A 24,647-nucleotide genomic window follows, 5' to 3' on the forward strand; every position below is an offset into this window, starting at 1 on the left:
GCTGGTTGCCTGAACACGCAACCAACGCCAGCAATGGTGGCTTTAGCCCGGGTGTTCACCTCTTCCCATTCCGAACAGAGTCGTTAAGCCCCGGTGCGCCTATGGTACTGCCTTCACCGGTGGGAGAGTCGGTCGCCGCCAACTTTACACGTAGCTCCCCCTGCTTCGCTTTCACCAGCGACCAGCAGGGGGAGCTTTGCGTTTAAAGACCTTTTCAGCTATTGCTTTAATAGCTTACCCAAGGGACAATAGTCATACTTTTGGAGTTATGTCTGCGTCTTTTACAAGAAGACGAGTTTAACCGATAAAGTATGCAGTTTCTATTTCCAGGGTTTTTATGGGGGTTGTTGGCAGTAGGACTACCGATAGTCATTCATTTGTTACAATTGCGGCGGCCGCAACGGATACTCTTTACAAATACGGGCTTCATTCGGGAAGTAGAGCTTACGACCATGAAGCGGCGGCGCTTGCAAGAATTGCTCGTACTATTGCTTAGAGTGTTAGGTGTAGCTTTTCTGGTGCTGTTGTTCGCACAGCCCTTTATACCAGCTCGCCAATTAGCTGGGTTGAGTGGTAACGTTAACGTTTTGCTCGATGCATCACCTAGTATGCAAGTGCCGGGCGAAAGCCAGCAGCCTTTGCTACAAGAAGCGGTGAACAAAGCGAAGGCGTTGGGAAAGAATTTTGAAGCGGGAAGGCATTTCAAAATGCTCGGGCAGTCGCGTGGATTATTGACGCAGGCCGCTTACTTGAATGACGTGGTGACAACGCATGTGTCTGGTCAGCAGCGGGGTTGGGCTGACGTATTAGCTACCCAAGCGGGGCAGCCCGCGACGCAGGGGCCGCTGTACGTTTTTTCTGATTTTCAGCAAAGTGCTCGTAGTAAAGAGGCCATGCAGGCGCTAGCCAAAGACCGCGAGGTAGTGTTGGTGCCTCAAGTTGCGCGGCCTACTGACAACGTGTACGTGGATAGTGTATGGCTGGAAGATGCTTTTGTGCGGACGCAAGTCAACATCGGCTTGCATATCAGATTGAAAAACGGGGGCGGCACGGCGATAACTGACTGCCCGATAAAGGTGCGGCTAGGCAAGCAGCAGGTAGCGGCCTTTAGTGCGACGCTGGCGGCGGGCCAGGCTAGTACTACCGTAGTGCAGGTGCAACTCCCAGACAAGCAACTAGCGCTGGGGCAAGTAGTAACGGAGGACCGCCCGGCCATTTTTGACAATACCTTTTTCTTTACCCTTCAGCCTACGGCAGGTATTCAGGTAGTGGAAATAGGGTCAGAGCCAGTGGCAGCGCAGGCGTACCGGGCCGAAGCACTGTTCGCTTATACCTTCATGAAACCGCAGCAGGTGAATTTCAGCCAACTGCAACGCGCTAACTCGGTGCTGGTGCGTGAGGTGACAGCTATTGACCCTGGCTTGCAGCAGGCGCTGGCGAATGTGGTGCGGCGCGGGGCCAGCGTGGTAATAGTGCCGCCCGGTGGGGCAGTGGGCCGTGAGGCAACTACCCAGCTACTGCGGGCACTGGGCGTGGCCGGAGCGCAGTGGAACGCCTCCGCTGCCCCAGCAGTGCAGGAGGTAGCCATGCCCAGCCCGCGCGACCCGTTTTTTCGGGATGTGTTTGGGGCGCAGCCGCGGCAGGCGGTGTTGCCGCAGGTAGCGCCCGTGCTGAGCCTGGGGCGTGGGGGCACGGATATTCTGCGGCTGCGTGATGGCGACAGCTACCTGGCCGAATTTAAAAACGGAACTGGCCGAACGTATGTGTTCACGGCGCCATTCAGCAAGGCCTACGGCGATTTTACGGCGCAGGGCCTGTTTGTGCCGGTGCTATATCGGATGGCGATGCTGAGCTACCAGGCGCGGCAGCAGCCCGCCTACCGGCTAACGGCCCCGAGCGTGGCGCTGGAGTTGACGCCTGAGTTGATGGGCAAAGACCAGCAGGAAACGGCGTTTCGACTGGTGCGCGATAGCCTGACGCTTATTCCGGCGCAGCGGCTGCGTGGCAATACCCTGCAACTGGAGCTACCGCCCACGATGAGCCAGGCTGGCTTTTATGAGCTGCGCCGCGCGGGCCGGCTGGTGACTACGCTGGCGTTCAACGCCGACCCGAAAGAGTCGGAGTTAGCGGCTTACTCGCCGGCCGAGTTGCGGCAGCTAATAGGCCCCGACCACCCGAACGTGCAGGTGCTGGAGCCCGGTGCGGGCCCGGAAGCCCTGCTGCGCTACCGCGCCGAGCAAACGGGCCAGCCGCTGTGGCGCTACTGCCTACTGGCGGCGCTGGCGTGCCTGCTGGCCGAGGCGCTGGTGCTGCGCTTTGGGCGGCAAAAGGCGGCGGCCCGGCCGGCGGTGGCGGCGTAGGCGGGCTGCTACCTTGGGGCGGTCGTATCTTGCCGGCTGGTTATGAATGACGATATGGTGCCTTCGAATAAAGCGGCTGAGCGAGTGGCTACTGCCTCGGGCGCGGCGGCCGTGCGGCGGCTAGGGCTGCAATTTGGGCTGGCGGCTGGCGCGGCGTGCGCGCTGTGGCTGCTGTTTTTGCAATTAACGGATAACAACCCGCTGGGGCCTAAGCAATTGATGGGCCAGTTATTGGTGCCAATGGCCGCCGCCGGCAGCCAATGGTTGTTGCGGCGCACCCTGGCCCCGGCGCGGCCGGGCGTGGGGCGCGCGCTGGCAGTGGGCGGGCTTACGGTGCTGGTGGCGGCAGCCCTCGCGGCCGGTAGCCTGTGGGGGCTGGCGCGCAGCGTGGGCGAGCCAGCCTTGGCCCGCAACCGCACCGAAATGCAAGAGATAGTGCGAGTGCAGCAAGCCATTCGAGCCCCCGAAAAGCGCAACGCGCAGTTTGAGGCGGCGGAGATGCGGGAAGTTAGCCAGCTTACCGTCAATGACCTGACGGCGGCTACGTTCAAGCGGGTGCTACTGCTGGGGTTGCTGGGGGCGCTGCCGGCCGGTATCTTTCTGCGCAAATAATTGCCGCTGCAACCTATCACCATTCTTTCACCTTCTTTTACCTGAACCATGGAAGCTCCTGCTACCTCTACCTCGACCACCAGCGTAGGCACGCGCTACGGCCTGATAACGGGCCTGATAAGTGTCATTATTTCCTTTGGATTGAACATAACCCATTTGGAGCAGTCGCCGGCCAAATGGCTGACGCTGGTGGTAATGGTAGCAGGAATTATGCTGGGGCAGCAGGCTTTTAAAAAGCTCAACGGCGCGTTTATGAGCTACGGCCAGGGCCTGGGGGTAGGCATGGTAGTAGCGGGCGTTTCGGCCGTGCTGTCGGCGGCCTTCTCCTACATCTACGTCACGTTTATCGACCCCGAAATGACGGCGCGCCTCTTGGATAAAGCCCGTGCCGATATGGAGGCGCAGGGTAAGATGAGCGATGCCCAAATTGACCAGGCTATGCACTGGACCGAGATGTTTGTGCAAGGCCCGGCGCTGGTAGCCATTGCCTTGGTGGGTGGAATCGTAATGGGTCTGCTCATATCGCTTATCACGGCCGCCATTTTTAAAAACCCGAGACCTGAGTTTGAATAAGCTACCTGTTTTCCCGGTGGAAATCTCCATCGTGATACCCTTATTAAACGAAGCCGAGTCGCTGCCCGAGCTTACGCGCTGGATTCAGCGCGTGCTCGTGGCGCGCGGGCTTTCGTATGAAGTTATTTTGATTGACGACGGCTCGACCGACGACTCGTGGGCGGTAATTGAGGCGCTGGCGGGCCAGGACATGGCCTTGCGCGGCGTGCGCTTCAACCGCAACTACGGCAAGTCGGCGGCGCTCAACGTGGGCTTCGGGCTGGCGCTGGGCCGTGTGGTATGCACCATGGACGCCGACCTGCAAGACTCGCCCGAGGAGCTGCCCGAGCTCTACCGCATGGTAGTGGAGGATGGCTACGACCTGGTGAGCGGCTGGAAGCAAAAGCGCTACGACCCGCTTTCCAAAACGCTGCCCACCAAGCTATTCAACGCCGCTACGCGAGCCATTTCGGGCATTCAGCTGCACGATTTCAACTGCGGGCTCAAGTCGTACAGCAGCCGCGTGGTGAAGTCGATAGAGGTCTACGGCGAGATGCACCGCTACATCCCGGTCATTGCCAAGTGGGCGGGCTTCAAAAAGGTGGGCGAGAAGGTAGTGCAGCACCAGGAGCGCAAGTACGGCGTGACCAAGTTTGGGCTGGAGCGTTTCGTGTACGGCTTTCTCGACCTGGCCAGCATCACCTTCGTGGGGCGGTTTCGGCGGCGGCCCATGCATTTTTTTGGCACGCTCGGCACGCTCTCGTTTCTCATCGGCACTATGCTGACCTTGTGGCTGGTGGGGGAGAAGTGGTGGCTGGCCATTCACAACCTCAAGGCGCGCAGCGTCACCGACCAGCCGCTGTTCTTCATGGCGCTGGTGGCCGTTATCGTCGGGATGCAGCTTTTTCTGGCGGGCTTCCTGGGCGAGCTGATACAGCTCAATGGCCCGAAGCGCAACGACTACCTCATCCGCGAAACCATACGGTAAAAGTCATTTAACATTTATCAATTGACATTTAACAGCTTGCTTGGGAAGCTCGCAGTGTTGAGGCAAGCTGTTAAATGTTACTTGATAAACGTTAAATGACCAATGAACATCGTGATTATCGGCCCGGCCTACCCGCTACGCGGCGGGCTGGCTACTTACAACGAGCGGCTGGCGCGGGCCTTCCGGGCGGCGGGCGATGCGGCGCGTATCGTCACGTTTTCGCTGCAATACCCCGGTTTTCTGTTTCCCGGCCAAACGCAGTTTAGTACCGAGCCGGGGCCGGCCGACCTGGCTATTGAAGTCAGCCTGAACTCCGTGAATCCGCTGAGCTGGTGGGCGGTGGGGCGGCGGCTGCGCCGCGAGCGGCCCGATTTGGTGGTGTTTCGGTTTTGGCTGCCATTTATGGGGCCGGCATTGGGCACGGTGGCGCGGCTGGTGCGCAGCAACGGCCACACCCGCGTGGTAGCGATTACCGACAACGTGATTCCGCACGAAAAGCGGCCCGGCGACCGGCCGCTGACGCGCTACTTCCTCAGCGCCTGCGACGGCTTCGTGACCATGAGCCGGAGCGTGCTGGACGATTTGCAAAAGCTGGGCTTTACCAGCAAGCCCGCGCTCTACCGGCCGCACCCGCTCTACGACAATTTCGGGCCGGCCAAGCCCAAAGCGGCGGCGCTGGCCGCGCTGGGGCTCGACCCGGCCTTTCGCTACGTGCTGTTTTTTGGGTTTATCCGGGCGTATAAAGGGCTCGATATCTTGCTCGAAGCAATAGCCGAGGCGCGGGTAGCGGCGCTGCCGGTGAAGCTTATTATTGCCGGCGAATTCTACGAAGACGCGGCTCCTTACGAGGCGCTTATTCAAAAGCTGAATTTGGAAAGCCGGCTGGTGCGGGCGACCGATTTTATTCCGAATGAGCGGGTAGCCGACTATTTCTGCGCGGCCGACCTGGTGGTGCAGCCCTACAAAAATGCCACCCAGAGCGGCGTGTCGCAGGTGGCCTACCACTTTGGGCGGCCCATGCTTGTGACCGATGTGGGCGGCCTGGCCGAGCTGATACCTCACGGCGTGGTGGGCTACGTGGTGCCGCCCACGGCCCCGGCCATTGCCGGGGCGCTGGTCGATTTTTACGAGCACGACCGCGAGGAAGCCCTGGCCACCAACGTGCGCCACGAGCGCCGCAAGTTTTCGTGGGAGGTGATGGTGGCCGCGCTAAAGGAAGTAGCCGGGCTGGCAAGCTAATTGCGGGTTGGTTGCGGCTCCTGTAATTTTCTCATTAGCGCTACTTTACCCCATGAAAAAGCAACTGTTGACTTGCCTTGGAATTGCCGCTATGCTCGGGGCGGCCCGGCCCGCCGCCGCCCAAACGGGCCGCATCGCACACCTCAGCCACGGCGGTAGCACGGCTACGCTAGGCGAGGCCGAGGCGGCTGATAATTTTGGCATACCACCTAGGCGGAGCGAGGAGATGACCGATTCGCTGGTGTATCTCAACGACAGTTTGGCGCTGAGATACAGGCGCTACCGCTCGGTATCGTGGCAGGCGGGCGATGCTGAACTTAAGAAAGCTGCCTGGCAGTCGAGCAGCGAGCAAGTGCAATACTACTCGGGGGCCTACCATCCGCAGCGGTGGGAAGAAGCGGTGCAAGACTTGCGGCGGCAGTATCCACAGGCGAAGCTGCTAAAGTTTGAGAAACAGTTAAAAAAGCAGGGCCGCAGGAAATCAACCAGCCAAAGCCAGGCTTTTCCCAAGCGGCCGTTTCAATACAGCTTTTGGCGCGGGCTGGCCGGGGTAGCGGGCATGGGCGCAGTGGGCTGGCTGCTGGGGCGCAAGCACGCCGCGTAGCGGTGGCGCTGGCCTTTGCCCGGCGCTGGGCGCTGCTGTTCGGCGTGCTTTTCGCGGTTACCGTGCCGCTGGGCTACCGCGTGCTGCCGAGCCTGGGCGTGGCCCTGCGGCCCTGGCTCGAAGCCAGTGGGCAGGCACTACTCAAGCGGCCGGTAGCGTTGTTTTCCGACTCGGCCGACCTGTACGCCTACGCGGCGGGGCTGCTGCTGGCTACCGCGCTGGCCGCCGCCGCGTGGGCGGCCGGGGCGCGGCGCGCGGCCGCTACCGAGGCCCGGCTCTGGTACGGGCTGCATACGGGCGTAGCGTGGTTTCTGGCTTTGCAGCTGCTTGAATACGGTTTTGATAAAGTCTTCAAGCACCAGTTTTATTTGCCCGAGCCCAATACGCTGTACACGCCGCTCGGGCAGCTGCCGCCCGACCTCGCCTACTGGAGCGTGATGGGTGCGTCGCGTTCGTACAGCGTGTTCGCGGGGCTGCTGGAGGTGCTGCCGGGTTTGCTGCTGCTGTGGGGCCGCACGCGGCTGGTGGGCGGTATAATGGCCGTGGCGGTGCTGGCCAATGTGCTGGCGCTCAACATTGGCTTCGATATTTCGGTGAAGCTGTGGTCGGGCTCCTTGCTGCTGCTGGCGGTGCTGGTGGCCGCGCCGGGCCTGCGCACGGCCTACTACGCGCTGGTGCGCGCGTGCTACCGGCCGGCCCGCCCCATGCGTCCGGCTGGCTGGCAGGGGCGCTGGGTGGGCGCGCTGCGCGGCGTGGGGCTGGGCATTTTGCTGCTCGAAACGGCGGGCCCGTTTGGGGCCGAAGGCACTTTCAACGATGACCAATCGCCTCGCCCGCCGCTGCACGGGGCCTACGCCGTTGCCGCGCTGCGGCCTGCGGCGGCGGTGCCGCTGCGGCTGTTTGTGCATCGGCAGGGCTACTTGCTCACGCAGGCAGCCGACGGGCAGCTGCAAGCCTATAAACTGACCTACGCACCCGGCCGCTTGCTGCTGCGCGATGAAACGGGGCGCTCGGGCCAACTTAGCTATACCGTAAGTTCTGCGGGCTTGCGCTTGGTGGGCACGTTGGGGGCCGACTCGGTACTCTGGCTGGCCCGGCCGCTGCCGTGGCGGCAGTTGCCGCTGTTGCGGGGGTGGTAGGGTTTCTGGTTGTTGGGTACTTGTTGCGCCCATCCGTCATGCTGAGCGGAGCGCAGCGCAGTCGAAGCATCTCTACCGCTTCGTTGTTGAGCGTTGGGAATTAGTTCATCGGTAGAGATGCTTCGGCTGCGCTACGCTTCGCTCAGCATGACAGGTAGGCGCATCAATCTAAATCGGCACGCTTTCCCGCACGGCCTGGAACACCTTCTCGGCCGGCAAATCCTCCATGCAGCTGGTGCCCAGGCGGCAGGTGCCCCGGTAAAAGCACACGCACTGCCGCTCGGGCCCCACGAGCTGGCCCCGGCCGTAGAGGTCAAATTCGTGCGGGTTAAAGATGTTGTTCATCAAAATGGTGGCCTTGCGCAGCGCGATGCTGATGTGCATGCCCATCGTAACCTGCGTTACCACGCCCTGCATCTGGTTCATCAGGTTGATGAACTGGGGGAGAGGGAAGGTGCCCAGGTAGGTTGCGCCGGTGGCAGCTTGCAGTTCCAGGTTGCGCGGGTGCTCGGCCTCGCCGCCCAGCAGCACGGGCGCGTAGCCGGCGGCTTGCAGCTGCTGGATGAGCTGAATCCACTTCTCGGTGCTCCAGAGGCGGGTGGTCCAGCGGTCGCCGCAGCCGGTGTTGAGGCCGATGCGCGGGCCGGCGCTGGCGGGCGGCAGCGCCGACCAGTCGTAGCCCTTGTCGTCGTGGGTGTCAAAGACGTACTCCTCGCCCCGGAAGTCGAAGCCGCAGAGCTCGAAAATTTCCTGCACGTAAGGCTTGGTATTGCCGATGCTGAGCTGGTCGAAGATGCCGGTGAGGTACTTATGCTCGGCCTGCTCGTTGATGGGCCAGGCCACGCCGTCGTAGGGGCGCAGGGTGTAGCCGTATTTCTGGGTGGCTTGCACGTTCAGGAGCAGCGCGCAAGCTTCCTTTTCCTTATCAAGATTAATGGCGATGTCGAAGTGCCGGGCTTGCAGCTGCAAGGCGCTGGCGTAGTCGAACTTCAGAATCTCCTCGACCTCCTTCTGCGGCAAAATAGCCGGCGTGAGCGTGAGCCACGTGATGTAGCAGCCCGGATGCTCTTGCCGCAGCCGCCGCAGCAGCGGCGTGGTGCGGATGACATCGCCAATAGCCCCGAGCTTTATCAGCAGCACGCGCTTGCCGGCGGGCTCGTACACGGGGCAGTCGCCGCACATATAGCCGTGCTCTTTGTTGGGGCGGCAGGGCAGGTCGCCGCGAAAGAAGCGGCAGTCGGGGCGAACGGGGATGTCGTGAAGAAACTCGGGCACGGGAGGCAGGCGAAATTTGAAAACGAACAAAAGTAACGGGCCGCCCGCAATGCGGGCACAGGGCCGTACCGATTGCAAATTGGTGACAAAATAGTTTGTTGCATTATTTTTTGCAACAAACTATTTTGTCACCAAAACTATCTTATTAAGATATTTTACCGCATGGCTTCTCAACATTTTTCGCACCAGCGCGGCCCCGCGCCCAGCCAAGGCATCGCGCAAGCCGTGCGCGCCCATCTCGGCCTCACGCAGCTTGAGCTAGCGATGCTGCTCAACGTATCGCGCGGCACCCTGGCAATGGCCGAGCTGGGCCGCCGCGACTTGTCGCCCGCCGCTACCGTGCTGCTGGCGCAGCTGCTGCCCGCATTGCTGGCTGTTGCGCCGCCCGCGAGTGCCGCCCCCGCGCCCCTCACCCCCGAGCAGCGCGACGAGCTGGATTTGCGCCGCCAGGCCATCGGGCTCGAAGAATACTCCCTGCGCCAGCAGCTGGCCCGCGTGCAAACCCGCCTGCTGCAAGCCCGCCAGCGCCAGCTGGCCGAGCCCGTATTGCGCGCCGCCCTGCCCCCCACCGATACCCGCGCCCACCGCAAGCTGAGCCGCCTGGCCGAAGACGCCGAAGCCTGCCTGCGCGCCGAAAGCGCCGCGCCCGCCCTGCTGGAGCTGCGCCTGCGCGTGCTGGCCTTCGAGCGGGCCGAGCTAGAGCGGCTGCTGGGATAGCCCGGTTGCGGCCCACCAGTAGCAGCCCCAGCGGGGCGACCCATCGGTAGTAATTACCAGGCAAAAGAGGAAAAAGCCCCGTAGGGGCGACCCCCTCAGCTGGTTGGGTCGCCCCTACGGGGCTTGGAATGTCGAATCCAACCTGCTTTCTACCGATGGGTCGCCCCGCTGGGGCTGCTGATAGGCCGCGATATGCCGCAACTTGGATTAGGGTAGGGGTGGGACCAAGCCCCGCTCCCTACCGCCCCACGTAGCCGCCCGGCGTGAGGCCGCGCAGCTCCTGCTTCACCGATTCCGGCACGTTCAACTCCTCCACAAAGCCCGCGATGGTAGCCGCCGAAATGGCCTCGCCGGTGCGCGTGAGCTGCTTGAGGGCGTTGTAGGGGTCGGGGTAGTTTTCGCGGCGCAGGATGGTTTGGATGGCCTCGGCGAGCACGGCCCAGTTCTGGTCCAGGTCGCGCTGCAACGCGCTTTCATCGAGCGCCAGCTTGCCCAGGCCGCGTGCCACGGCCCCGAGCGCGATGAGCAGGTGGCCCAGCGGCACGCCCAGGTTGCGCAGCACCGTCGAGTCGGTGAGGTCTCGTTGCAAACGGGAAATTGGCAGCTTGGCGGCGAAGTGTTCGAGCAGGGCGTTGGCCACACCCAGGTTGCCCTCGGCGTTTTCAAAATCAATGGGATTGACCTTGTGCGGCATGGCCGACGAGCCTACTTCGCCCGCCTTGAGCTGCTGCTTGAAGTAGCCCACCGAGATGTACTGCCACACGTCGCGGCACAGGTCTATGAGGATGGTGTTAATCCGCTTCCAGCCATCGCAAAATGCCGCCAAGTTGTCGTAGGGCTCAATTTGAGTAGTCGGGAAGGTGCGGCTCAGCCCCAGCGTATCGCCCACAAACTGCCCGGCGAAGGCGTGCCAGTCGGTGCCGGGGTAGGCGGCGAAGTGGGCGTTGAACCCGCCCGTGGCCCCGCCAAATTTAGCCGAGTAGGGCACCTGCTTCAGCAAGGTCAGCTGCCCGTCGAGCCGCGCCACGAATACTTCTAACTCCTTGCCCAGGCGCGTGGGCGAGGCGGGCTGGCCGTGGGTGCGGGCCAGCATGGGCACCGCGGCCCAGGTTTCGGCCAGGGCGGCCAGCTGGTCGCGCACCTGCCCGAAGCGGGGTAGCAGCACGTCGTCCATCGCCTCTTTAAGGCTCAGCGGAATGGCCGTATTATTCACGTCCTGCGAGGTCAGGCCGAAGTGAATAAACTCCAGCGAGTTGCCCAGGCCGAGCTTGGTAAACTCGTCGCGCAGGTAGTATTCCACGGCCTTCACGTCGTGGTTGGTCACGGCCTCGTGGGCCTTGATGCGCTGGGCTTCGGCTTCGCCAAACTGCTCATAGAGCGCCCGTAGCGCGGGGAAAACGTCGGCCGGCACGCTGGCCAGCTGGGGCAGCGGCAGCTGGCAGAGCGCGATGAAATAATCAACTTCTACGCGCACGCGGTAGCGCATCAAGGCCAGCTCCGAGAAGTAGGAGCTGAGCGGGGCGGTTTGGCGCTGGTAGCGGCCATCGAGGGGCGAAAGAGCAGAAAGCATAGCTTTTATGGTGCTTGGTGCGTAGTGCTTGGTGCATCGTACCTAATGCGTAGCAGGTGGGCAAGCGGCCACAAAGCTAACGCCCGACCCGAGGCCTTACCTATTTCCTCGCAGTTGCCAAGCACTAGGCACTACGCACCAAGCACGAAGAAAACCCCAACCGAATAATCCTACCTTTGCGGCAATGCAGTTATCTAGAGTTGCCAAAAAACGAATTCTTTACGCCCTGGGCGGCCTGGCGGCGGTGCTGGTGCTGGGGCTGGTGCTATTTCTGTGGAAGCGCCAGCAGCTGCTCACCTACGCGCTGGGCGAGGTTAAAACCCGCGTCGAGCGCAAATACCCGGTGACGCTGACGCTGGGCCGCGCCCGCTTCACGGGCCTCAAAACCGTCGAAATCGGTGGGATGAGCCTCGTGCCCACGGCCGCCGCCGACACGCTGCTCACGGCCCGCCGCCTGCAAGCCAGCCTCAGCCTGCGCTCGCTGTTTGCGGGGCGGCCGGTGTTCAGCGACGTGCAGATTGAGCGCGCCCACCTCACGGCCCGCAAAGACGCCAGCGGGGCCGATAATTTCAGCTTTCTCTACAAGAAAAAAAGCGCCGCGCCCGTGGTGCCCCGCGACACCGCGCTGGGCCGCAACTACGGCCTGCTGCTCAACCAGGTGCTCGACGCCACCTTCCAGAGCGTGCCCGGCGAGGCCGACTTCCGGCAGTTCGTAGTAAGCTACGCCAGCCCGCGCCACCAGATTCTGCTCGATATGCCGCGCCTCAGCTTCGAGGACGGGGAGGTGAAGGGCCAGCTCACGGCCACCGTCGATTCGGTGGTGAACGAGCTCGGCGTGAGCGGCACCATAGAGCCCGGCGACGACGCGCTGAATTTGCGCCTGTTCGGCGTCAAAAACTCGGTGCAAGTGCCCTACGTGGCCCGCCGCTTCGGGGCACTCATTTCATTTGATACCATTCAGGTGCAGCTCACGGGCAAGGACTTCGTGGCCGACGACAAAACCGGCGGCCAGCTCACGGTGCGCGGCTCGGTAGCGGCCCGCAATTTTAGCCTCTACCACAAGCGCCTAGCGTCGGAGGATATCGTAATCCGGCAGGGCCAGCTCGACTTCGTAGCCACGCTGGGCCGGGGCACGGCCTCGCTCGACCCCGGTACGCGCGCCGTGCTCAACCAGCTCGTTTTCCACCCCGAAATCGCGGTGCGCCAAAAGCCCCGCTTCGCTGTCAGCCTCAAAGTGGACTCGGAGCCCACGGCGGTCAACGACTTTTTCAACTCGCTGCCCAGCGGCATTTTCGACGTGGTATCGGGCACGCAGGGCACTGGCACGCTGGCCTACCACCTGGCCGCCAGCGTCGACATGGCGCAGGTCGACAGCCTCAAGCTCACCTCGTCATTGGTGCCGAGCAAGGATTTCAGCATCACGCGCTTCGGCAAGGAAGACTTGAGCATGATAGAGCGCGAGTTTCCCTTCACGGCCTACAACGACAAGGGCGACTCGTTGCGCACCTTCACCGTGGGCCCCAGCAACCCCGATTTTACGCCCTACGCCGAGGTGTCGCCCTTCCTGCCGGCCGTCATCCAAACCACCGAAGACCCGCAGTTTTTCAAGCATCACGGCTTCATGGAAAAGGCCTTCGTGAGCGCCGCCATTGCCGACATCAAGGAAAAGCGCTTTGCCCGCGGCGGCAGCACCCTCAGCATGCAGCTGGTCAAAAACGTGTTTCTGAGCCGCGAAAAAACCATCGGCCGCAAGGCCGAGGAAATGCTGATGGTCTGGCTGATTGAAAACTGGCTCGTAGCCCGCACCCACACGCTCACCAAAGAGCGCATGTTTGAAATCTACCTCAACATCGTGGAGTGGGGCCCCACCGCCTACAAGTGGCCCAGCGGCAAGCGCGGCGTGTACGGCGTGCGCGAGGCCGCGCTGTTTTACTACGCCAAGCAGCCCAGCGAGCTCAACCTAGGCGAGTGCCTCTACCTGGCCAGCATCATCCCCAAGCCCAAGTACTACCGCGAGTCGTTCAACGTGTACGGCGAGCTGCGCGGCTCTACGCGCTGGTTTTTTCGCTTTATCGCCGATATCATGCAGGACAAGGGCCTGATAACGCCCGCCCAGCGCAATAATCTCAACTACTCGGTAAGCCTGCAAGGCCCGGCCAGCAAGTACATCGTGCGGGCCGTGCGCGACACCGCCCGCACCGTGCAGCCCGGCGACACGGCCCAGTTTGCGCCCCTCAACCTCATCGACCTGCTGAACACCGGCGCGCAGCCCGCGCCCACCATCCCCGAGGGTAGCGCGCCTGCCTCGGCCGCCCCCGCGCCCGGCAGCCGCCCCTAGCGGCAGCAGCGGCTCAAACTTCCCGGCCTGGTTTTTGGTTGTCAGCCGCTTGCTTATTCTTAACCCTCAGCCTACCCCATGAAAGTTACTGCCCTGGCCCTCGCGGCCGCCGCCACGCTCAGCCTGGCCTTCATCGCCCCCAAGCCCGCCCCCATGAGCTCCGTCGAAGCTGCTCCCAAGCCCGCTACCGTCTACGACTTCACCGTGAAAAGCATCGACGGCAAAGACGTGAAGCTCAGCAAGTACAAGGGCAAGAAAATCCTCATCGTGAACACCGCCTCGAAGTGCGGCTACACCCCGCAGTACAAGGAGCTGGAAGAGCTGTCGAAAAAATACGCCGGCAAAGTGGTCGTGCTGGGCTTCCCCTCCGATAGCTTCAACCAGGAGCTGGCCTCGAACGAGGAAGTAGCCTCGTTCTGCGAGAAAAACTACGGCGTCACGTTCCCGCTGTTCCAGACCGTAGCCGTGAAGGGCGACAATGCCACGCCGCTCTATAAGTTTCTGGCCGACAAGGATAAGAACGGCGCGGTGAGCGAAGCCCCGAGCTGGAATTTCTGCAAATACCTGGTGAATGAAAAAGGCCAGGTAGTGAAATTCTACCCCTCGAAAGTGAAGCCGCTGAGCGAAGAGCTGGTGGCCGACATCACGAAGTAGTTTGCCGTTAGAAAACGTTCGTCATGCTGAACGCAGTGAAGCATCTCTACCGCATCGTTGCATGTTGCGGTAGAGATGCTTCACTGCGTTCAGCATGACGAACGTTTGCAATGCCAATTATTCACACTTTCAATTAAAGGTATGTCTCCCTGGATTTCTGCTTTCCGACCCCGCACGCTGCCGCTGGCGCTGGCCAGCATTCTCACGGGCGGCTTTCTGGCCAAGGCCAACGGGCAGTTCAACGGTGCGGTAGTAGCACTGGCGGCCCTCACCACCATCCTGCTCCAAATTCTGAGCAACCTCGCCAACGACTACGGCGACTCGCAAAACGGGGCCGACAGCGTGCATCGCCAAGGCCCGCAGCGCGCCGTGCAAAGCGGGGCCATCACCCCGGCCGAGATGAAGCGCGCCATGTGGGCCTTCGGGCTGGCGGCGCTGGCGAGCGGCATCGCGTTGCTGCTGGTGGCGCTGGGTTTTGCGGGGGTGTGGGTGCTGCTGGCGTTTTTCGTGCTGGGCCTCAGCGCTATTTGGGCGGCCGTGAACTACACGGCGGGCAGCAACCCCTACGGCTACGCTGGGCTGGGCGATATTTCGGTGTTCCTGTTTTTTGGTATCGTGGGCGTGTGCGGCACGTATTTTTTACAAACGCAGACGCTGCCGCTGGCCGTGCTACTGCCCGCCGCTGCGCTGGGCTGCTTCGCCACGGCCGTGCTGAATGTCAACAATATCCGCGACATCGTATCGGATAAGCTGGCTGGTAAAATAACGGTGCCCGTGCGGCTGGGGCCGCAGCACGCCCGCCGCTACCACTGGCTGCTGCTGGTGCTGGGCGTGGGCGCGGCCGTGGTTTACGTGGCTCTCACGTACCACTCGCCCTGGCAGTGGCTGTTTTTGCTCAGCTTACCGCTTTTTCTCTTCAACGGCCGGCAGGTGTGGGCGCGGCAGGAGTCGATGAAAATCGACCCGCTGCTCAAGCAAATGGCCATGAGCACGCTGGCCTTTACGCTGCTGTTTGGGCTGGGGCAAATCATTTGACATTTAACAGTTAGCAATTAACATTTAACAGCCCGTCTGACGCACCGCAAAAGGGTAGCGTCAGACGGGCTGTTAAATGTTAATTGCTAACTGTTAAATGACCTAAAAGTCCGCATCCAGCCCCAGGCGCTGCTTCATTTCCTGCAAAGCCGGGTACTTCTCGGCGAGGTAAGCAAACTTGTCGTTGGAGGTGTATAGCTTGCGGCCGGTGGGGGCGGCGGTGGCTACCTCCGTTTGCACCGTGAGGCCGGGGTGGCCGGTGCGGCGCCGCAGCTCGGCCATAAACTCGGCCCGGAAGTCGTTGAACTGCACCACCTGCACGGGGTTATCGACGGTGAGCGTGATGACGTGGTCGGCCCCCGCCGCTACCGGGCGGTTCAGCACCATGTAGTCGCTCATCTTATCCTGGGCGCGGCGCTCGTCGGCGAGCTGCTTCCAGACTTGTTGCAGCAACTCGGGCGCGATGGGTGGCAGCGGGCCGGTGTGAATGGGTGTTTCTGGTTTCTGGTTGCTGGTCTCTGCTTTGGTAGGCGAATTGACCGCGGGCGTGCCTACGTCGCGTAGGCCGGGCAGGCGGGTGCCACTGCTGAGGCTGGGCAGCTTGGGCAGAGCCGGAATAGCAGCCGGTGCTGGTGCCGGCGTGGGGCGCACATCGGTGGGCCGGTGGTTGGGCTCGTGGCCCTGCATACTCGGGCGGCCGATTTCGACGTGCGGCGAGGTGTCGCGCACCTGGTGGCGCGGCGTCACGGGTTCCACCGGCGCGGGCTCGATGCTGGGCGTGTCGTGTAGCTCGCGCACGCCATTCTCGACGGGCAGCGGCTCGGGGCCGTCGGCTGGCGCGGGCGCGTGGACCAGGGTTTCCGCTGGCGCTGGCGTTTCTGGTCTCTGGTTTCTGTTTTCTGGTTGCGGGTGGGTTGGGGTAAGAGTGGGCGCGTAAGCAACTGGGCGGTCCTGTGCGGCGGCTGGGGCAGGCGGCGCAGGGGCCGCGTAGCCGTTGCTACTAGCCGCCGCTGGCGCAGCGGCTCCTTCGCCTAGGCTGCTAGTTTTTTTTTTAGCCTCGCCGTTGCTGGCCGGGGTAAGGTCGCGCACAAACTGCACGGCCCCATTGAGATACGCCAGCTTCATAAGGGCCAGCTCCACGTGCAGGCGCTGGTTTTTGGCCTGCTTGAAGTCGCGGTCGCACTGGCTCACCAGGTTCAGGGCCGAGAGTAGGAAGGGCAGCGGCGCAGCCTGCGCCTGCCGCACGTACTGCTGCCGGATGTTATCCGACACCTCCAAAAGCTGCACCGTCACGGGGTCTTTGCACACGAGCAGGCCGCGCAGGTGCTCGGCCGTGCCCACCACAAAGTTGTGCAAGTCGAAGCCCTGCTGCATCACCGAATCGAGCAGCAGCAGCGCCTGCGACAGGTTTTCGCGCAGCAACGCATCCACCAGCCGGAAGTAATAGTCGTAGTCGAGGATGTGCAGGTTTTGCACCACCTCTTTGTACGTCAGATTGTTGCCCGCAAAAGTAACCTGCTGGTCAAACATCGAGAGCGCGTCGCGCAGGCCACCATCGGCCTTCTGGGCCAGCAGGTGCAGCGCGTCGTCGTCGGCGGTTACGTGCTCGCTGTTGGCCACGTAGCGCAGGTGCTCGCGGATGTCTTCAACTTTGATGCGGTTGAAGTCAAAAATCTGGCACCGGCTCAGGATGGTCGGGATAATCTTGTGGCGCTCAGTAGTAGCCAGGATGAAAATGGCGTAGCTCGGCGGCTCCTCCAGCGTCTTCAGAAAGGCGTTGAAGGCCGCGTTGGAGAGCATGTGCACCTCGTCGATAATATAAATCTTGAAGCGGCCCTGCTGCGGCGCGTACCGCACCTGCTCTACTAAGGAGCGGATGTCCTCAACCGAGTTATTCGACGCCGCATCCAGCTCGTGCACGTTAAACGAGGCGTTTTCCTGAAACGCCACGCACGACGTGCACACGCCACAAGCCTCAGCCTCGGGCGTGAGGTTGGTGCAGTTGATGGTCTTAGCCAGGATGCGGGCGCAGGTGGTTTTGCCCACGCCACGCGGCCCGCAAAACAGAAACGCCTGCGCCAGGTGCTGGCTCAGAATGGCGTTTTGCAGGGTGGTGGTGACGTGCTGCTGCCCCACCACGCTCCGAAAAGTGGCCGGACGATACTTGCGGGCCGAAACAACAAAATTTTCCATACGCGATACTCCTACAAAGATACCATTCCGATGTAGGGTAAGCTTTAGCTTGCCGGCGCTAGTACTAAAAAGGCAAGCTAAAGCTTACCCTACATCTCGGAACAAAATCCGGCCCCAAAACATTTTCTTAACGAGCGCGTATCTTTGCGCCCCGCTACTTCGGCAGCGGCACTCGTTCTTTCTAAAATTGGGGATGACCGGAATTGACAGCTTGCGCAAGTCGCGGGTAAGCGTGTCGGGAGTTGATGGAAGCTCTCCCGCCAAAAAATCTATCAAAAAACAATCGGCGACTATTCGTACGCCATGGCTGCCTAGTTTAGAATTAGGTAATGTCATCGTGCCGCCCGGGTCGGTTTTTACACCTGGGAGTTCGGCGCGTCGCAAGTAGAAACTAGCCTCCGGAGAGCTGTGATTCGGGGGCGAAAATCAACTGCAGCTAAGGGAGTTTCAAGGGCCTGATGTGCGCCTGGAACGCCTCGAAAATTCAAGCATAGATACACACGTAGAAAGCACGTCGGCTTCCTTGTCTGGACCAGGGTTCGAATCCCTGCATCTCCACTAGTATCCTAAAAACCCCGTTTCCGGCCTGGAAGCGGGGTTTTTGTTTTTACGGCCATTTGGCCGTGGTTACTACCTCTTGTACCTGCCTGGCCGGTAGCTACCCCAAGTGGCGAAGTAGCCGCGAAGCGGCGGCATGTTGGTAGATAACGCAGCCAATCAACTGCCGAGAGCCGCAAAGCGGCGGCATAGCGCCGTGGGTGCCGCCGCTTTGCGGCTCCGGATTGCTAAAAAGCACATAAACTACCAACATGCCGCCGCTTCGCGGCTACGCCGCAACTTGGCCCGTAGCCAGTGGTTCTGCTGGCCGGCGCGCAGTAGCCTGAAGGGTACATCTAACTAGCATGAGCGGGAAACTTGCGCACTACCCCGAGGTGCGGAAGGGTAAGCTATGACTGGCTAAAGCTCGAAGGGTGGGTGTGGTAGCGCAATTTCTAGAAATATTCGTAAAAAAATTCATCTTCATAAACTTATTTAATGGCGAGATTTTGTGTAGTCAATTGTAATTCAGTAGAATAATTATTAAGACTGGGCCAAGATGAAGATGTTATGTGTTTTGTTAGTCCATTTCTTCATAACGTCTTAATGCCACGGGGCCGAATTTTGTAACACCCGGCCCGGTAAAGCTTTTGGCTGCCCCGGCTTATTCCCCCGGCCCTGCTCTCTCAGCATCGATTCGAGGCCAGTACTATGCTGGCGCTCACTAGCTTGCCCTGGTTGGCCGGGGCTACTTGCGAAGCATGTAAGAACGTTTATTTAGTTAGCCGGCCGCTGGCTTTTTTGGCGGCTTCCCCACCCCTGCGGGCGCAAGCACTGGCCCCGGCGGCTGTGCCGGCCGGGTCGCGCCCGGCTTTCTTTCGCTACCTCACCTTATTTCCCGGGATTACCAAGCACCTATCTATGGTACTTACTGCTGTTATAAAGAAAACGTCTGTGTTGCTGCTGTTGGGCGCGAGTGGCCTGCTGGCCACCGCCTGCGGCGACAAAAAAGAAGAAAAAGAAGAGCAAATCAAGCTGCTCGTCACCAGCCCGCTCCAGAAGGACACCACCATCACCAAGGAGTACGTGGCCCAGATTCACGCCTACCAGCACATCGACCTGCGGGCGCTGGAGAAGGGCTACCTGCAAAAGATATTCGTGGACGAGGGCCAGACGGTGCACGCCGGCCAGCCCATGTTCCAGATTACGCCCCTCATCTACAACGCCGACCTGCAAAAATCGCAGGCCGAGGCCGACTACGTAGGCATCGAGTACAAGAACACCAAGAGCCTGGCCGATAGCAACATTGTGTCTAAGAACGAGTTGGCGCTGGCCAAAGCCAAGTACAACAAGGCCAAGGCCGACGTGTCACTGGCCAAAACGCACTTGCAGTTCACGTCCATCAGCGCGCCCTTCACCGGCATCATGGACCACTTCCAGGCCCGGCTGGGCAGCCTCGTGGACGAGGGCGACCTGCTGACCAGCCTCTCCGATAACAGCAAAATGTGGGTGTACTACAACGTGCCCGAGGCCGAGTACCTCACTTACAAGGAGCACGCCAAGGCCGGCGATAAGGCCGTGAACGTGAAGCTGAAAATGGCCAACAACGAGGTGTTTCCCTACCCCGGCAAGGTGCAAACCATTGAGGCTGACTTTAATAATGAGACGGGCAACATCGCCTTCCGTGCCACCTTCCCAAACCCCGACGGGCTGCTGCGCAACGGCGAAACCGGCAGCGTGCTGATGACGGTGCCCCTCAAGCACGCCCTCATCATTCCGCAGAAAGCCACCTTCGAGGTGCTCGAAAAGAAGTTCGTGTACGTGGTGGACAAAAACAGCGTGGTGCACCAGCGCGAGGTGAACGTGGCTTCGGAAATGCCTGACCTCTACATCCTCAAGGACGGCATTACGCCCGGCGATAAGATTTTGCTCGAAGGCATCCGCAAGGTGAAGGACGGCGAGAAAATCAGCTATACCTACGAGAGCCCGCAGCAGGTGCTGCCCAAACTGAAAGTATATAGCGAATAGGGTATAAGTGGTCTGCGGATAGCCCCAACCGGTTGCCTTGGCGGCGACCGGCTGGCTGGCCCTTGCCGATAGCCTGCCCTCAAAAATAGTAGTGAGTAGTATTAAAGACTTGGCTAATAGTCAGTAACTATGTTTAGTAAATTCATCAGGAGGCCAGTGTTTGCCATCGTTATCTCGGTGGTAATCGTGTTCATGGGCGTGCTGGCCATCAAAACCCTGCCCACCTCGCAGTTTCCCGAGATTTCGCCGCCGATGGTGATGGTGAGCTGCGCCTACCCCGGCGCCAGCGCCAAGGTGCTTACCGAGTCGGTGCTTATCCCGCTGGAGCAGGCCGTGAACGGCGTGCCGGGCATGAAGTACATGACCTCCGACGCCGTGAGCGCCGGCGAGGCCAACATTCAGATTGTGTTCAACCTGGGCACCGACCCCGAGCAGGCGGTCGTGAACGTGAACACCCGCATCGCGCAGGTCGTGAACCGCCTGCCGGTGCTGGTGCAGCGCGAGGGCCTCATCGTGAACCGCGTGGTGCCCAACATGCTGATGTACGTGAACTTGTACAGCAAGGACAAGGGCACGGACATGAAGTATCTGTTCAACTACGCGGGTGTCAACATGATACCCGAGATTCAGCGTATCGATGGCATTGGCCGCGCCAGCATCCTGGGTAGCCGGCAGTACGCTATGCGTATCTGGCTGAAGCCCGACCGCATGCGCGCCTACAACATCTCGGCCGACGACGTGATGAAGTCGCTGGGCGACCAAAGCGTCATTGGCTCGCCGGGCCGCATCGGCCGCTCGGACGGCGGGCGCGCCGAAGCGCTCGAATACGTGCTTACCTACCAGGGCCGCTTCAACGACGTGGAGCAGTACAAGAACGTGATTTTGAAGGCCAACCCCAACGGCGAGATGCTGCGCCTCAAGGACGTGGCCGACGTGTCGCTGGGCTCCGAGTTCTACGACATCTACTCCAACCTCGACGGCTACCCCTCGGCGGCCATCATGCTGAAGCAGACCTACGGCTCGAACGCCAGCGACGTGATTGCCAGCGTGAAAGCTAAGCTGGAAGAGCTGAAGAAAACCATGCCCCCCGGCATGGACTACAAAATCAGCTACGACGTGTCGAACTTCCTCGACGCTTCGACCGAGAACGTAATCCATACCCTGCGCGACGCCTTTATCTTGGTGGCCATCGTGGTGTTCTTGTTCCTCGGTGACTGGCGCTCGACGCTCATCCCGATTATCGCCGTGCCGGTGTCGCTCATCGGGGCGTTCACGGCCATGCAGGCGTTCGGGCTTACCATCAACATGATTACGCTCTTCGCGCTGGTACTCGCCATCGGTATCGTGGTCGATGACGCCATCGTGGTAGTGGAGGCCGTGCACGCCAAGATGGAGGAAAAGCACCTCTCGCCCTACGGCGCGGTGCGCGAGGTAATCGGCGAAATCAGCGGCGCCATCATCGCCATCACGATTTTGATGACGGCCGTGTTCGTGCCGGTGGCTTTCATGAGCGGCCCGGTGGGCATTTTCTACCGCCAGTTCTCGATTACGATGGCTACGTCTATCGTGATTTCGGGGGTAGTAGCGCTGACCCTGACGCCGGTGCTCTGCGCCATGATTTTGAAGAACAACCACGGCCACGCCCGCAAGAAGACGCCCATCAACCGCTTCATCGACTGGTTTAACCGCGGCTTTGAGCGCCTGACCGGCCGCTACACCAACATCCTGGAGAAGGTAGTGGACCGCCGCGTGTTCACCTTTGGCATCCTCATCCTGTTCTCGCTCGGCATCTTCGGCATCTCCACCAAGCTACCCTCCGGCTTCATCCCGGCCGAGGACCAGGGGATGCTGTACGCCATCATTCAGACGCCCCCCGGCTCGACGCTGGAGCGCACCAACGATATTTCGCAGCGCTTGCAGCAACTGGCCAAAGACGTGCCGGGCATCGAAAGCATTTCGACGCTGGCCGGCTACGAAGTACTCACCGAGGGCCGCGGCTCCAACGCCGGTACGTGCTTGATTAGCTTGAAGCCCTGGAGCGAGCGCAAGGAGTCCATTCACGACATCGTGGAAAACCTGGAGAAAAAGGCTAAGGAAATTCCCGGCGCGACCATCGAATTCTTTGAGCCGCCGGCAGTGCCGGGCTACGGGGCCGCGGGCGGCTTCCAGCTCCAGCTGCTCGACAAGACCAACAGCGGCGACTACAAGGCGCTGGAGAAAGTCAACGAGGAGTTCATGGCCAACCTCAAGAAGCGCAAGGAGCTGGCGGGCTTGTTTACCTTCTTCTCGGCCAACTACCCGCAGTACGAGCTCAAAATCGACAACGACCTCGCCATGCAGAAGGGCGTGAGCATCGGCAACGCCATGAACACGCTCAGCATCATGATTGGCTCGACCTACGAGCTCGGTTTCATCAAGTACCAGCGCTTCTTTAAGGTGTACGTGCAGGCTTCGCCCGAGTACCGCCGCCTGCCCGAAGACGTGCTAAACATGTGGGTGAAAAATGACAAGGGCGACATGGTGCCGTTCTCGGCCTTCATGCACATCGAGAAGACCCAAGGGGCCAACGAGATTAACCGCTACAACATGTACACCACGGCCAGCATCCGGGGCGACGCCGCCCAGGGCTACAGTTCGGGCGAGGCCATCAAGGCGGTGCAGGAGGTAGCGGCCCAGACCCTGCCCCGCGGCTACGACATTGACTGGGGCGGCTTGTCGAAGGACGAAGTATCGCGCGGCAACGAGGCCATCTACATCTTCCTTGTCGTTATCGCCTTCGTGTACCTGGTGCTCGCGGCCCAGTACGAAAGCTTCCTGCTGCCGCTGGCCGTTATCCTGTCGTTGCCGGCCGGCATCTTCGGAGCCTTCCTGCTCATCAAGGTCATGGGCCTGGCCAACAACATCTACGCCCAGGTGGGCCTAGTAATGCTCGTGGGCCTGCTGGGTAAGAACGCGGTGCTGATAGTCGAGTTCGCGGTGCAGGAGCACGAGCACGGCATGAGCGTGCGCGACGCGGCCATTGCCGGGGCCAAGGCCCGCTTCCGGCCTATCCTGATGACGTCGTTCGCCTTCATCGCCGGGCTCATTCCGCTGGTGCTGGCTACCGGCGCGGGGGCCATCGGCAACCGCACCATCGGCACCGCGGCGCTGGGGGGCATGCTCTTCGGCACTGTGTTCGGGGTCGTTATCGTACCGGGCCTGTACTATGTCTTCGGTACGATTGCCTCCCGCAGCAAGCTCATCGACGATGAGAACGAATACCCCATCAGCGAAGGCGTTGAGCCGCGCGTTTTAGTGGAAGAAGGAATTTAACCCATGTCGAAGAGTCCCTTTTATAAAGTAGTAGTCGCCGCCAGCCTTGCGCTGGCGGTGGCCGGCTGCAAGCTGCCCGAGCTGGTGCAGCGCACCCCCAACCGCACCACGCCCGCCGCCTTCGCCGGCGCGCCCACCGACAGCCTCAACACGGCGCGCACCCGCTGGCGGCAGTTCTTCACCGACCCCAACCTGGTCGTGCTCATCGACTCGGCGCTGGTGCGCAATCAGGAGCTCAACATCACGACCCAGGAGCTGGAGCTGGCCCGCCAGGAAATCCGCTCCCGCACCGGCGACTACCTGCCCTCGGTGAGCCTCGGCGCACGCGCCGACATGGCCCGGCCCGGCCGCTACACCTTGCAGGGCGCCACGGAAGAGCAAATCCACATCCGCGACGACCGCGCCAATCCCGAGCCGCTGACCAACTACCAGCTCGGCGCGTTTGCGAGCTGGGAGGTCGACATCTGGCACAAGCTGCGCAACGCCCGCAAGTCGGCCGCCACGCGCTACCTGGCCTCGGTCGAGGGCCGGAATTTTATGGTCACCAACCTCGTGGCCGAGATGGCCAACTCGTACTACGAGCTGCTAGCCCTGGATAACCAGTTGACCATTATCCGGCAGAACATCGAGATTCAGCAGAATGCCCTGCGCATCGTGCGCCAGGAGAAGGAGAACGCCCGCGTGACCGAGCTGGCCGTGAAGCGCTTCGAGGCCCAGGTGCAAAACACGATTAGCCTGCAATACAAAACGCAGCAGCGCATCACCGAGACCGAGAATCACCTCAACTTCCTGGCCGGGCGCTACCCGCAGCCCATAGCTCGCGATGCGCAAGCCTTCATGGGCCTGGTGCCCCCGGTGGTGCAGGCCGGCACCCCGGCCCAGCTGCTCCAGAACCGGCCCGACATCCGGCAGGCCGAGCAGCAGCTGGTAGCGGCCAAGCTCGATGTGCAGGTGGCCCGCGCCAACTTCTACCCCACGCTGGGCATTTCGGGCGGGGTGGGTTTCGAGGCCTTCAAGCCGGGGCTGCTCTTCACCTCGCCGCAGTCGATGCTGTATAACCTGGCCGGCGACCTCACCGCGCCGCTCATCAACCGCAACGGCATCAAGGCCCTCTACTACAGCGCCAACGCCGTGCAGCTGCAAGCCGTGTACAACTACGAGCGCACCGTGCTCAACGCCTACGTGGAGGTAGCCAACCAGCTGGCCAGCATCAACAACCTGCAAAAGAGCTACGACGCCAAGCTGCTCGAAGTGCAGGCCCTCAACCAGTCCATCCGCATTTCCAACAGCTTGTTCAAGGCTGTGCGGGCCGAGTACACCGAGGTACTCTTCACGCAGCGCGACGCCCTGGAGTCGAAGTTCGACCTTACCGAAACCAAGATGCAGCAGCTCAACGCCTCGGTCAACGTGTACCGGGCGCTAGGCGGCGGGTGGCAGTAAGTGAAGCAATTTTACAATCAGTGCCTAAGGTTGTGGTAGAGACGTACACTTGCG

General features: G+C 61.2%; 17 protein-coding genes, 1 rRNA gene, 1 other RNA gene and 1 pseudogene. 17 read left to right on the plus strand and 3 right to left on the minus strand.

Annotated features, from left to right (window positions below; translation table 11 throughout):
- The first annotated feature begins 32 nt into the window (after window positions 1–32).
- The 9 genes and pseudogenes from rrf to VFO93_RS10195 all read left to right on the plus strand — a co-directional run bounded on the left by rrf (window position 33) and on the right by VFO93_RS10195 (window position 7,494).
- Window positions 33–144: ribosomal RNA gene (rrf, locus tag VFO93_RS10160) — 5S ribosomal RNA — on the plus strand.
- 167 nt (window positions 145–311) lie between these two features.
- A pseudogene (locus tag VFO93_RS22350) lies at window positions 312–539 on the plus strand (BatA domain-containing protein); the annotation flags it as partial.
- Between the two features lie 354 nt (window positions 540–893).
- Entirely contained in the window at window positions 894–2,360 is a 1,467-nt protein-coding gene (locus VFO93_RS10165) for a hypothetical protein (RefSeq protein WP_325134259.1), read from the plus strand.
- A gap of 42 nt (window positions 2,361–2,402) precedes the next feature.
- The gene (locus tag VFO93_RS10170) at window positions 2,403–2,972 is read left to right on the plus strand and encodes a DUF4199 family protein (RefSeq protein ID WP_325134260.1); all 570 of its coding nucleotides are present in this window, start codon (window positions 2,403–2,405) and stop codon (window positions 2,970–2,972) included.
- Window positions 2,973–3,020: 48 nt separating this feature from the next.
- Window positions 3,021–3,545 (plus strand): DUF4199 domain-containing protein, encoded by a 525-nt coding sequence (locus VFO93_RS10175; RefSeq protein WP_325134261.1) that lies wholly within the window; start codon window positions 3,021–3,023, stop codon window positions 3,543–3,545.
- 16 nt (window positions 3,546–3,561) lie between these two features.
- Window positions 3,562–4,512, plus strand: a complete 951-nt coding sequence (locus VFO93_RS10180; protein ID WP_325134262.1) for a glycosyltransferase family 2 protein — start codon at window positions 3,562–3,564, stop codon at window positions 4,510–4,512.
- A gap of 102 nt (window positions 4,513–4,614) precedes the next feature.
- Window positions 4,615–5,751, plus strand: a complete 1,137-nt coding sequence (locus tag VFO93_RS10185; protein ID WP_325134263.1) for a glycosyltransferase — start codon at window positions 4,615–4,617, stop codon at window positions 5,749–5,751.
- A gap of 52 nt (window positions 5,752–5,803) precedes the next feature.
- Window positions 5,804–6,355 (plus strand): hypothetical protein, encoded by a 552-nt coding sequence (locus VFO93_RS10190; RefSeq protein WP_325134264.1) that lies wholly within the window; start codon window positions 5,804–5,806, stop codon window positions 6,353–6,355.
- A gap of 2 nt (window positions 6,356–6,357) precedes the next feature.
- Complete coding sequence (locus tag VFO93_RS10195; RefSeq protein ID WP_325134265.1) at window positions 6,358–7,494, plus strand: hypothetical protein; 1,137 nt, start codon at window positions 6,358–6,360, stop codon at window positions 7,492–7,494.
- A gap of 168 nt (window positions 7,495–7,662) precedes the next feature.
- Here VFO93_RS10195 and VFO93_RS10200 read toward each other — a convergent pair whose 3' ends face one another.
- Complete coding sequence (locus VFO93_RS10200) at window positions 7,663–8,769, minus strand: glycosyltransferase family 9 protein (RefSeq protein WP_325134266.1); 1,107 nt, start codon at window positions 8,767–8,769, stop codon at window positions 7,663–7,665.
- A gap of 162 nt (window positions 8,770–8,931) precedes the next feature.
- Between VFO93_RS10200 and VFO93_RS10205 the strand changes: the two genes are divergently transcribed.
- Window positions 8,932–9,486 carry a helix-turn-helix transcriptional regulator gene (locus tag VFO93_RS10205; RefSeq protein WP_325134267.1) on the plus strand — a complete coding sequence of 185 codons (555 nt, stop codon included), beginning with the start codon at window positions 8,932–8,934 and terminating at the stop codon, window positions 9,484–9,486.
- 238 nt (window positions 9,487–9,724) lie between these two features.
- On the opposite strand, the gene purB is transcribed toward VFO93_RS10205, so the two are convergent.
- Window positions 9,725–11,056, minus strand: a complete 1,332-nt coding sequence (purB, locus tag VFO93_RS10210; protein ID WP_325134268.1) for an adenylosuccinate lyase — start codon at window positions 11,054–11,056, stop codon at window positions 9,725–9,727.
- Window positions 11,057–11,240: 184 nt separating this feature from the next.
- Here purB and VFO93_RS10215 point away from each other — a divergent pair, with 184 nt between their 5' ends.
- The 3 genes from VFO93_RS10215 to VFO93_RS10225 all read left to right on the plus strand — a co-directional run bounded on the left by VFO93_RS10215 (window position 11,241) and on the right by VFO93_RS10225 (window position 15,083).
- Window positions 11,241–13,394 (plus strand): biosynthetic peptidoglycan transglycosylase, encoded by a 2,154-nt coding sequence (locus VFO93_RS10215; protein ID WP_325134269.1) that lies wholly within the window; start codon window positions 11,241–11,243, stop codon window positions 13,392–13,394.
- Between the two features lie 78 nt (window positions 13,395–13,472).
- Window positions 13,473–14,048: a glutathione peroxidase gene (locus tag VFO93_RS10220; protein WP_325134270.1), complete on the plus strand. Its 576-nt coding sequence runs from the start codon at window positions 13,473–13,475 to the stop codon at window positions 14,046–14,048.
- A 141-nt stretch (window positions 14,049–14,189) separates the two neighbouring features.
- Window positions 14,190–15,083, plus strand: a complete 894-nt coding sequence (locus tag VFO93_RS10225; RefSeq protein ID WP_325134271.1) for a 1,4-dihydroxy-2-naphthoate polyprenyltransferase — start codon at window positions 14,190–14,192, stop codon at window positions 15,081–15,083.
- A 102-nt stretch (window positions 15,084–15,185) separates the two neighbouring features.
- On the opposite strand, the gene VFO93_RS10230 is transcribed toward VFO93_RS10225, so the two are convergent.
- A complete protein-coding gene (locus VFO93_RS10230; RefSeq protein ID WP_325134272.1) occupies window positions 15,186–17,276 on the minus strand; it encodes a DNA polymerase III subunit gamma/tau in 2,091 nt (696 codons plus the stop codon).
- Between the two features lie 189 nt (window positions 17,277–17,465).
- Here VFO93_RS10230 and ssrA point away from each other — a divergent pair.
- From ssrA to VFO93_RS10250, 4 genes are all read left to right on the plus strand, one after another.
- Window positions 17,466–17,837: a transfer-messenger RNA gene (gene ssrA, locus VFO93_RS10235) on the plus strand.
- Between the two features lie 897 nt (window positions 17,838–18,734).
- On the plus strand, window positions 18,735–19,841 hold the full coding sequence (locus VFO93_RS10240; protein ID WP_325134273.1) for an efflux RND transporter periplasmic adaptor subunit: 1,107 nt from the start codon (window positions 18,735–18,737) through the stop codon (window positions 19,839–19,841).
- Between the two features lie 129 nt (window positions 19,842–19,970).
- A complete protein-coding gene (locus VFO93_RS10245) occupies window positions 19,971–23,153 on the plus strand; it encodes an efflux RND transporter permease subunit (RefSeq protein ID WP_325134274.1) in 3,183 nt (1,060 codons plus the stop codon).
- A gap of 3 nt (window positions 23,154–23,156) precedes the next feature.
- The gene (locus VFO93_RS10250; RefSeq protein WP_325134275.1) at window positions 23,157–24,593 is read left to right on the plus strand and encodes a TolC family protein; all 1,437 of its coding nucleotides are present in this window, start codon (window positions 23,157–23,159) and stop codon (window positions 24,591–24,593) included.
- The last annotated feature ends 54 nt before the right edge of the window (window positions 24,594–24,647 follow it).

It is taken from the genome of Hymenobacter sp. (assembly GCF_035709525.1).
GTDB lineage: Bacteria > Bacteroidota > Bacteroidia > Cytophagales > Hymenobacteraceae > Hymenobacter.

Bases quoted from the DNA above. Each gene is read 5' to 3' on its own strand.
- VFO93_RS10165 (WP_325134259.1), top strand. From the start codon at position 894: ATGCAGGCGCTAGCCAAAGACCGCGAGGTAGTGTTGGTGCCTCAAGTT.
- VFO93_RS10185 (WP_325134263.1), top strand. From the start codon at position 4,615: ATGAACATCGTGATTATCGGCCCGGCCTACCCGCTACGCGGCGGGCTG.
- VFO93_RS10230 (WP_325134272.1), bottom strand. From the start codon at position 17,276: ATGGAAAATTTTGTTGTTTCGGCCCGCAAGTATCGTCCGGCCACTTTT.
- VFO93_RS10245 (WP_325134274.1), top strand. From the start codon at position 19,971: ATGTTTAGTAAATTCATCAGGAGGCCAGTGTTTGCCATCGTTATCTCG.
- VFO93_RS10205 (WP_325134267.1), top strand. From the start codon at position 8,932: ATGGCTTCTCAACATTTTTCGCACCAGCGCGGCCCCGCGCCCAGCCAA.
- VFO93_RS10240 (WP_325134273.1), top strand. From the start codon at position 18,735: ATGGTACTTACTGCTGTTATAAAGAAAACGTCTGTGTTGCTGCTGTTG.
- VFO93_RS10215 (WP_325134269.1), top strand. From the start codon at position 11,241: ATGCAGTTATCTAGAGTTGCCAAAAAACGAATTCTTTACGCCCTGGGC.
- VFO93_RS10225 (WP_325134271.1), top strand. From the start codon at position 14,190: ATGTCTCCCTGGATTTCTGCTTTCCGACCCCGCACGCTGCCGCTGGCG.
- purB (WP_325134268.1), bottom strand. From the start codon at position 11,056: ATGCTTTCTGCTCTTTCGCCCCTCGATGGCCGCTACCAGCGCCAAACC.
- VFO93_RS10220 (WP_325134270.1), top strand. From the start codon at position 13,473: ATGAAAGTTACTGCCCTGGCCCTCGCGGCCGCCGCCACGCTCAGCCTG.
- VFO93_RS10250 (WP_325134275.1), top strand. From the start codon at position 23,157: ATGTCGAAGAGTCCCTTTTATAAAGTAGTAGTCGCCGCCAGCCTTGCG.
- VFO93_RS10170 (WP_325134260.1), top strand. From the start codon at position 2,403: ATGAATGACGATATGGTGCCTTCGAATAAAGCGGCTGAGCGAGTGGCT.
- VFO93_RS10190 (WP_325134264.1), top strand. From the start codon at position 5,804: ATGAAAAAGCAACTGTTGACTTGCCTTGGAATTGCCGCTATGCTCGGG.
- VFO93_RS10175 (WP_325134261.1), top strand. From the start codon at position 3,021: ATGGAAGCTCCTGCTACCTCTACCTCGACCACCAGCGTAGGCACGCGC.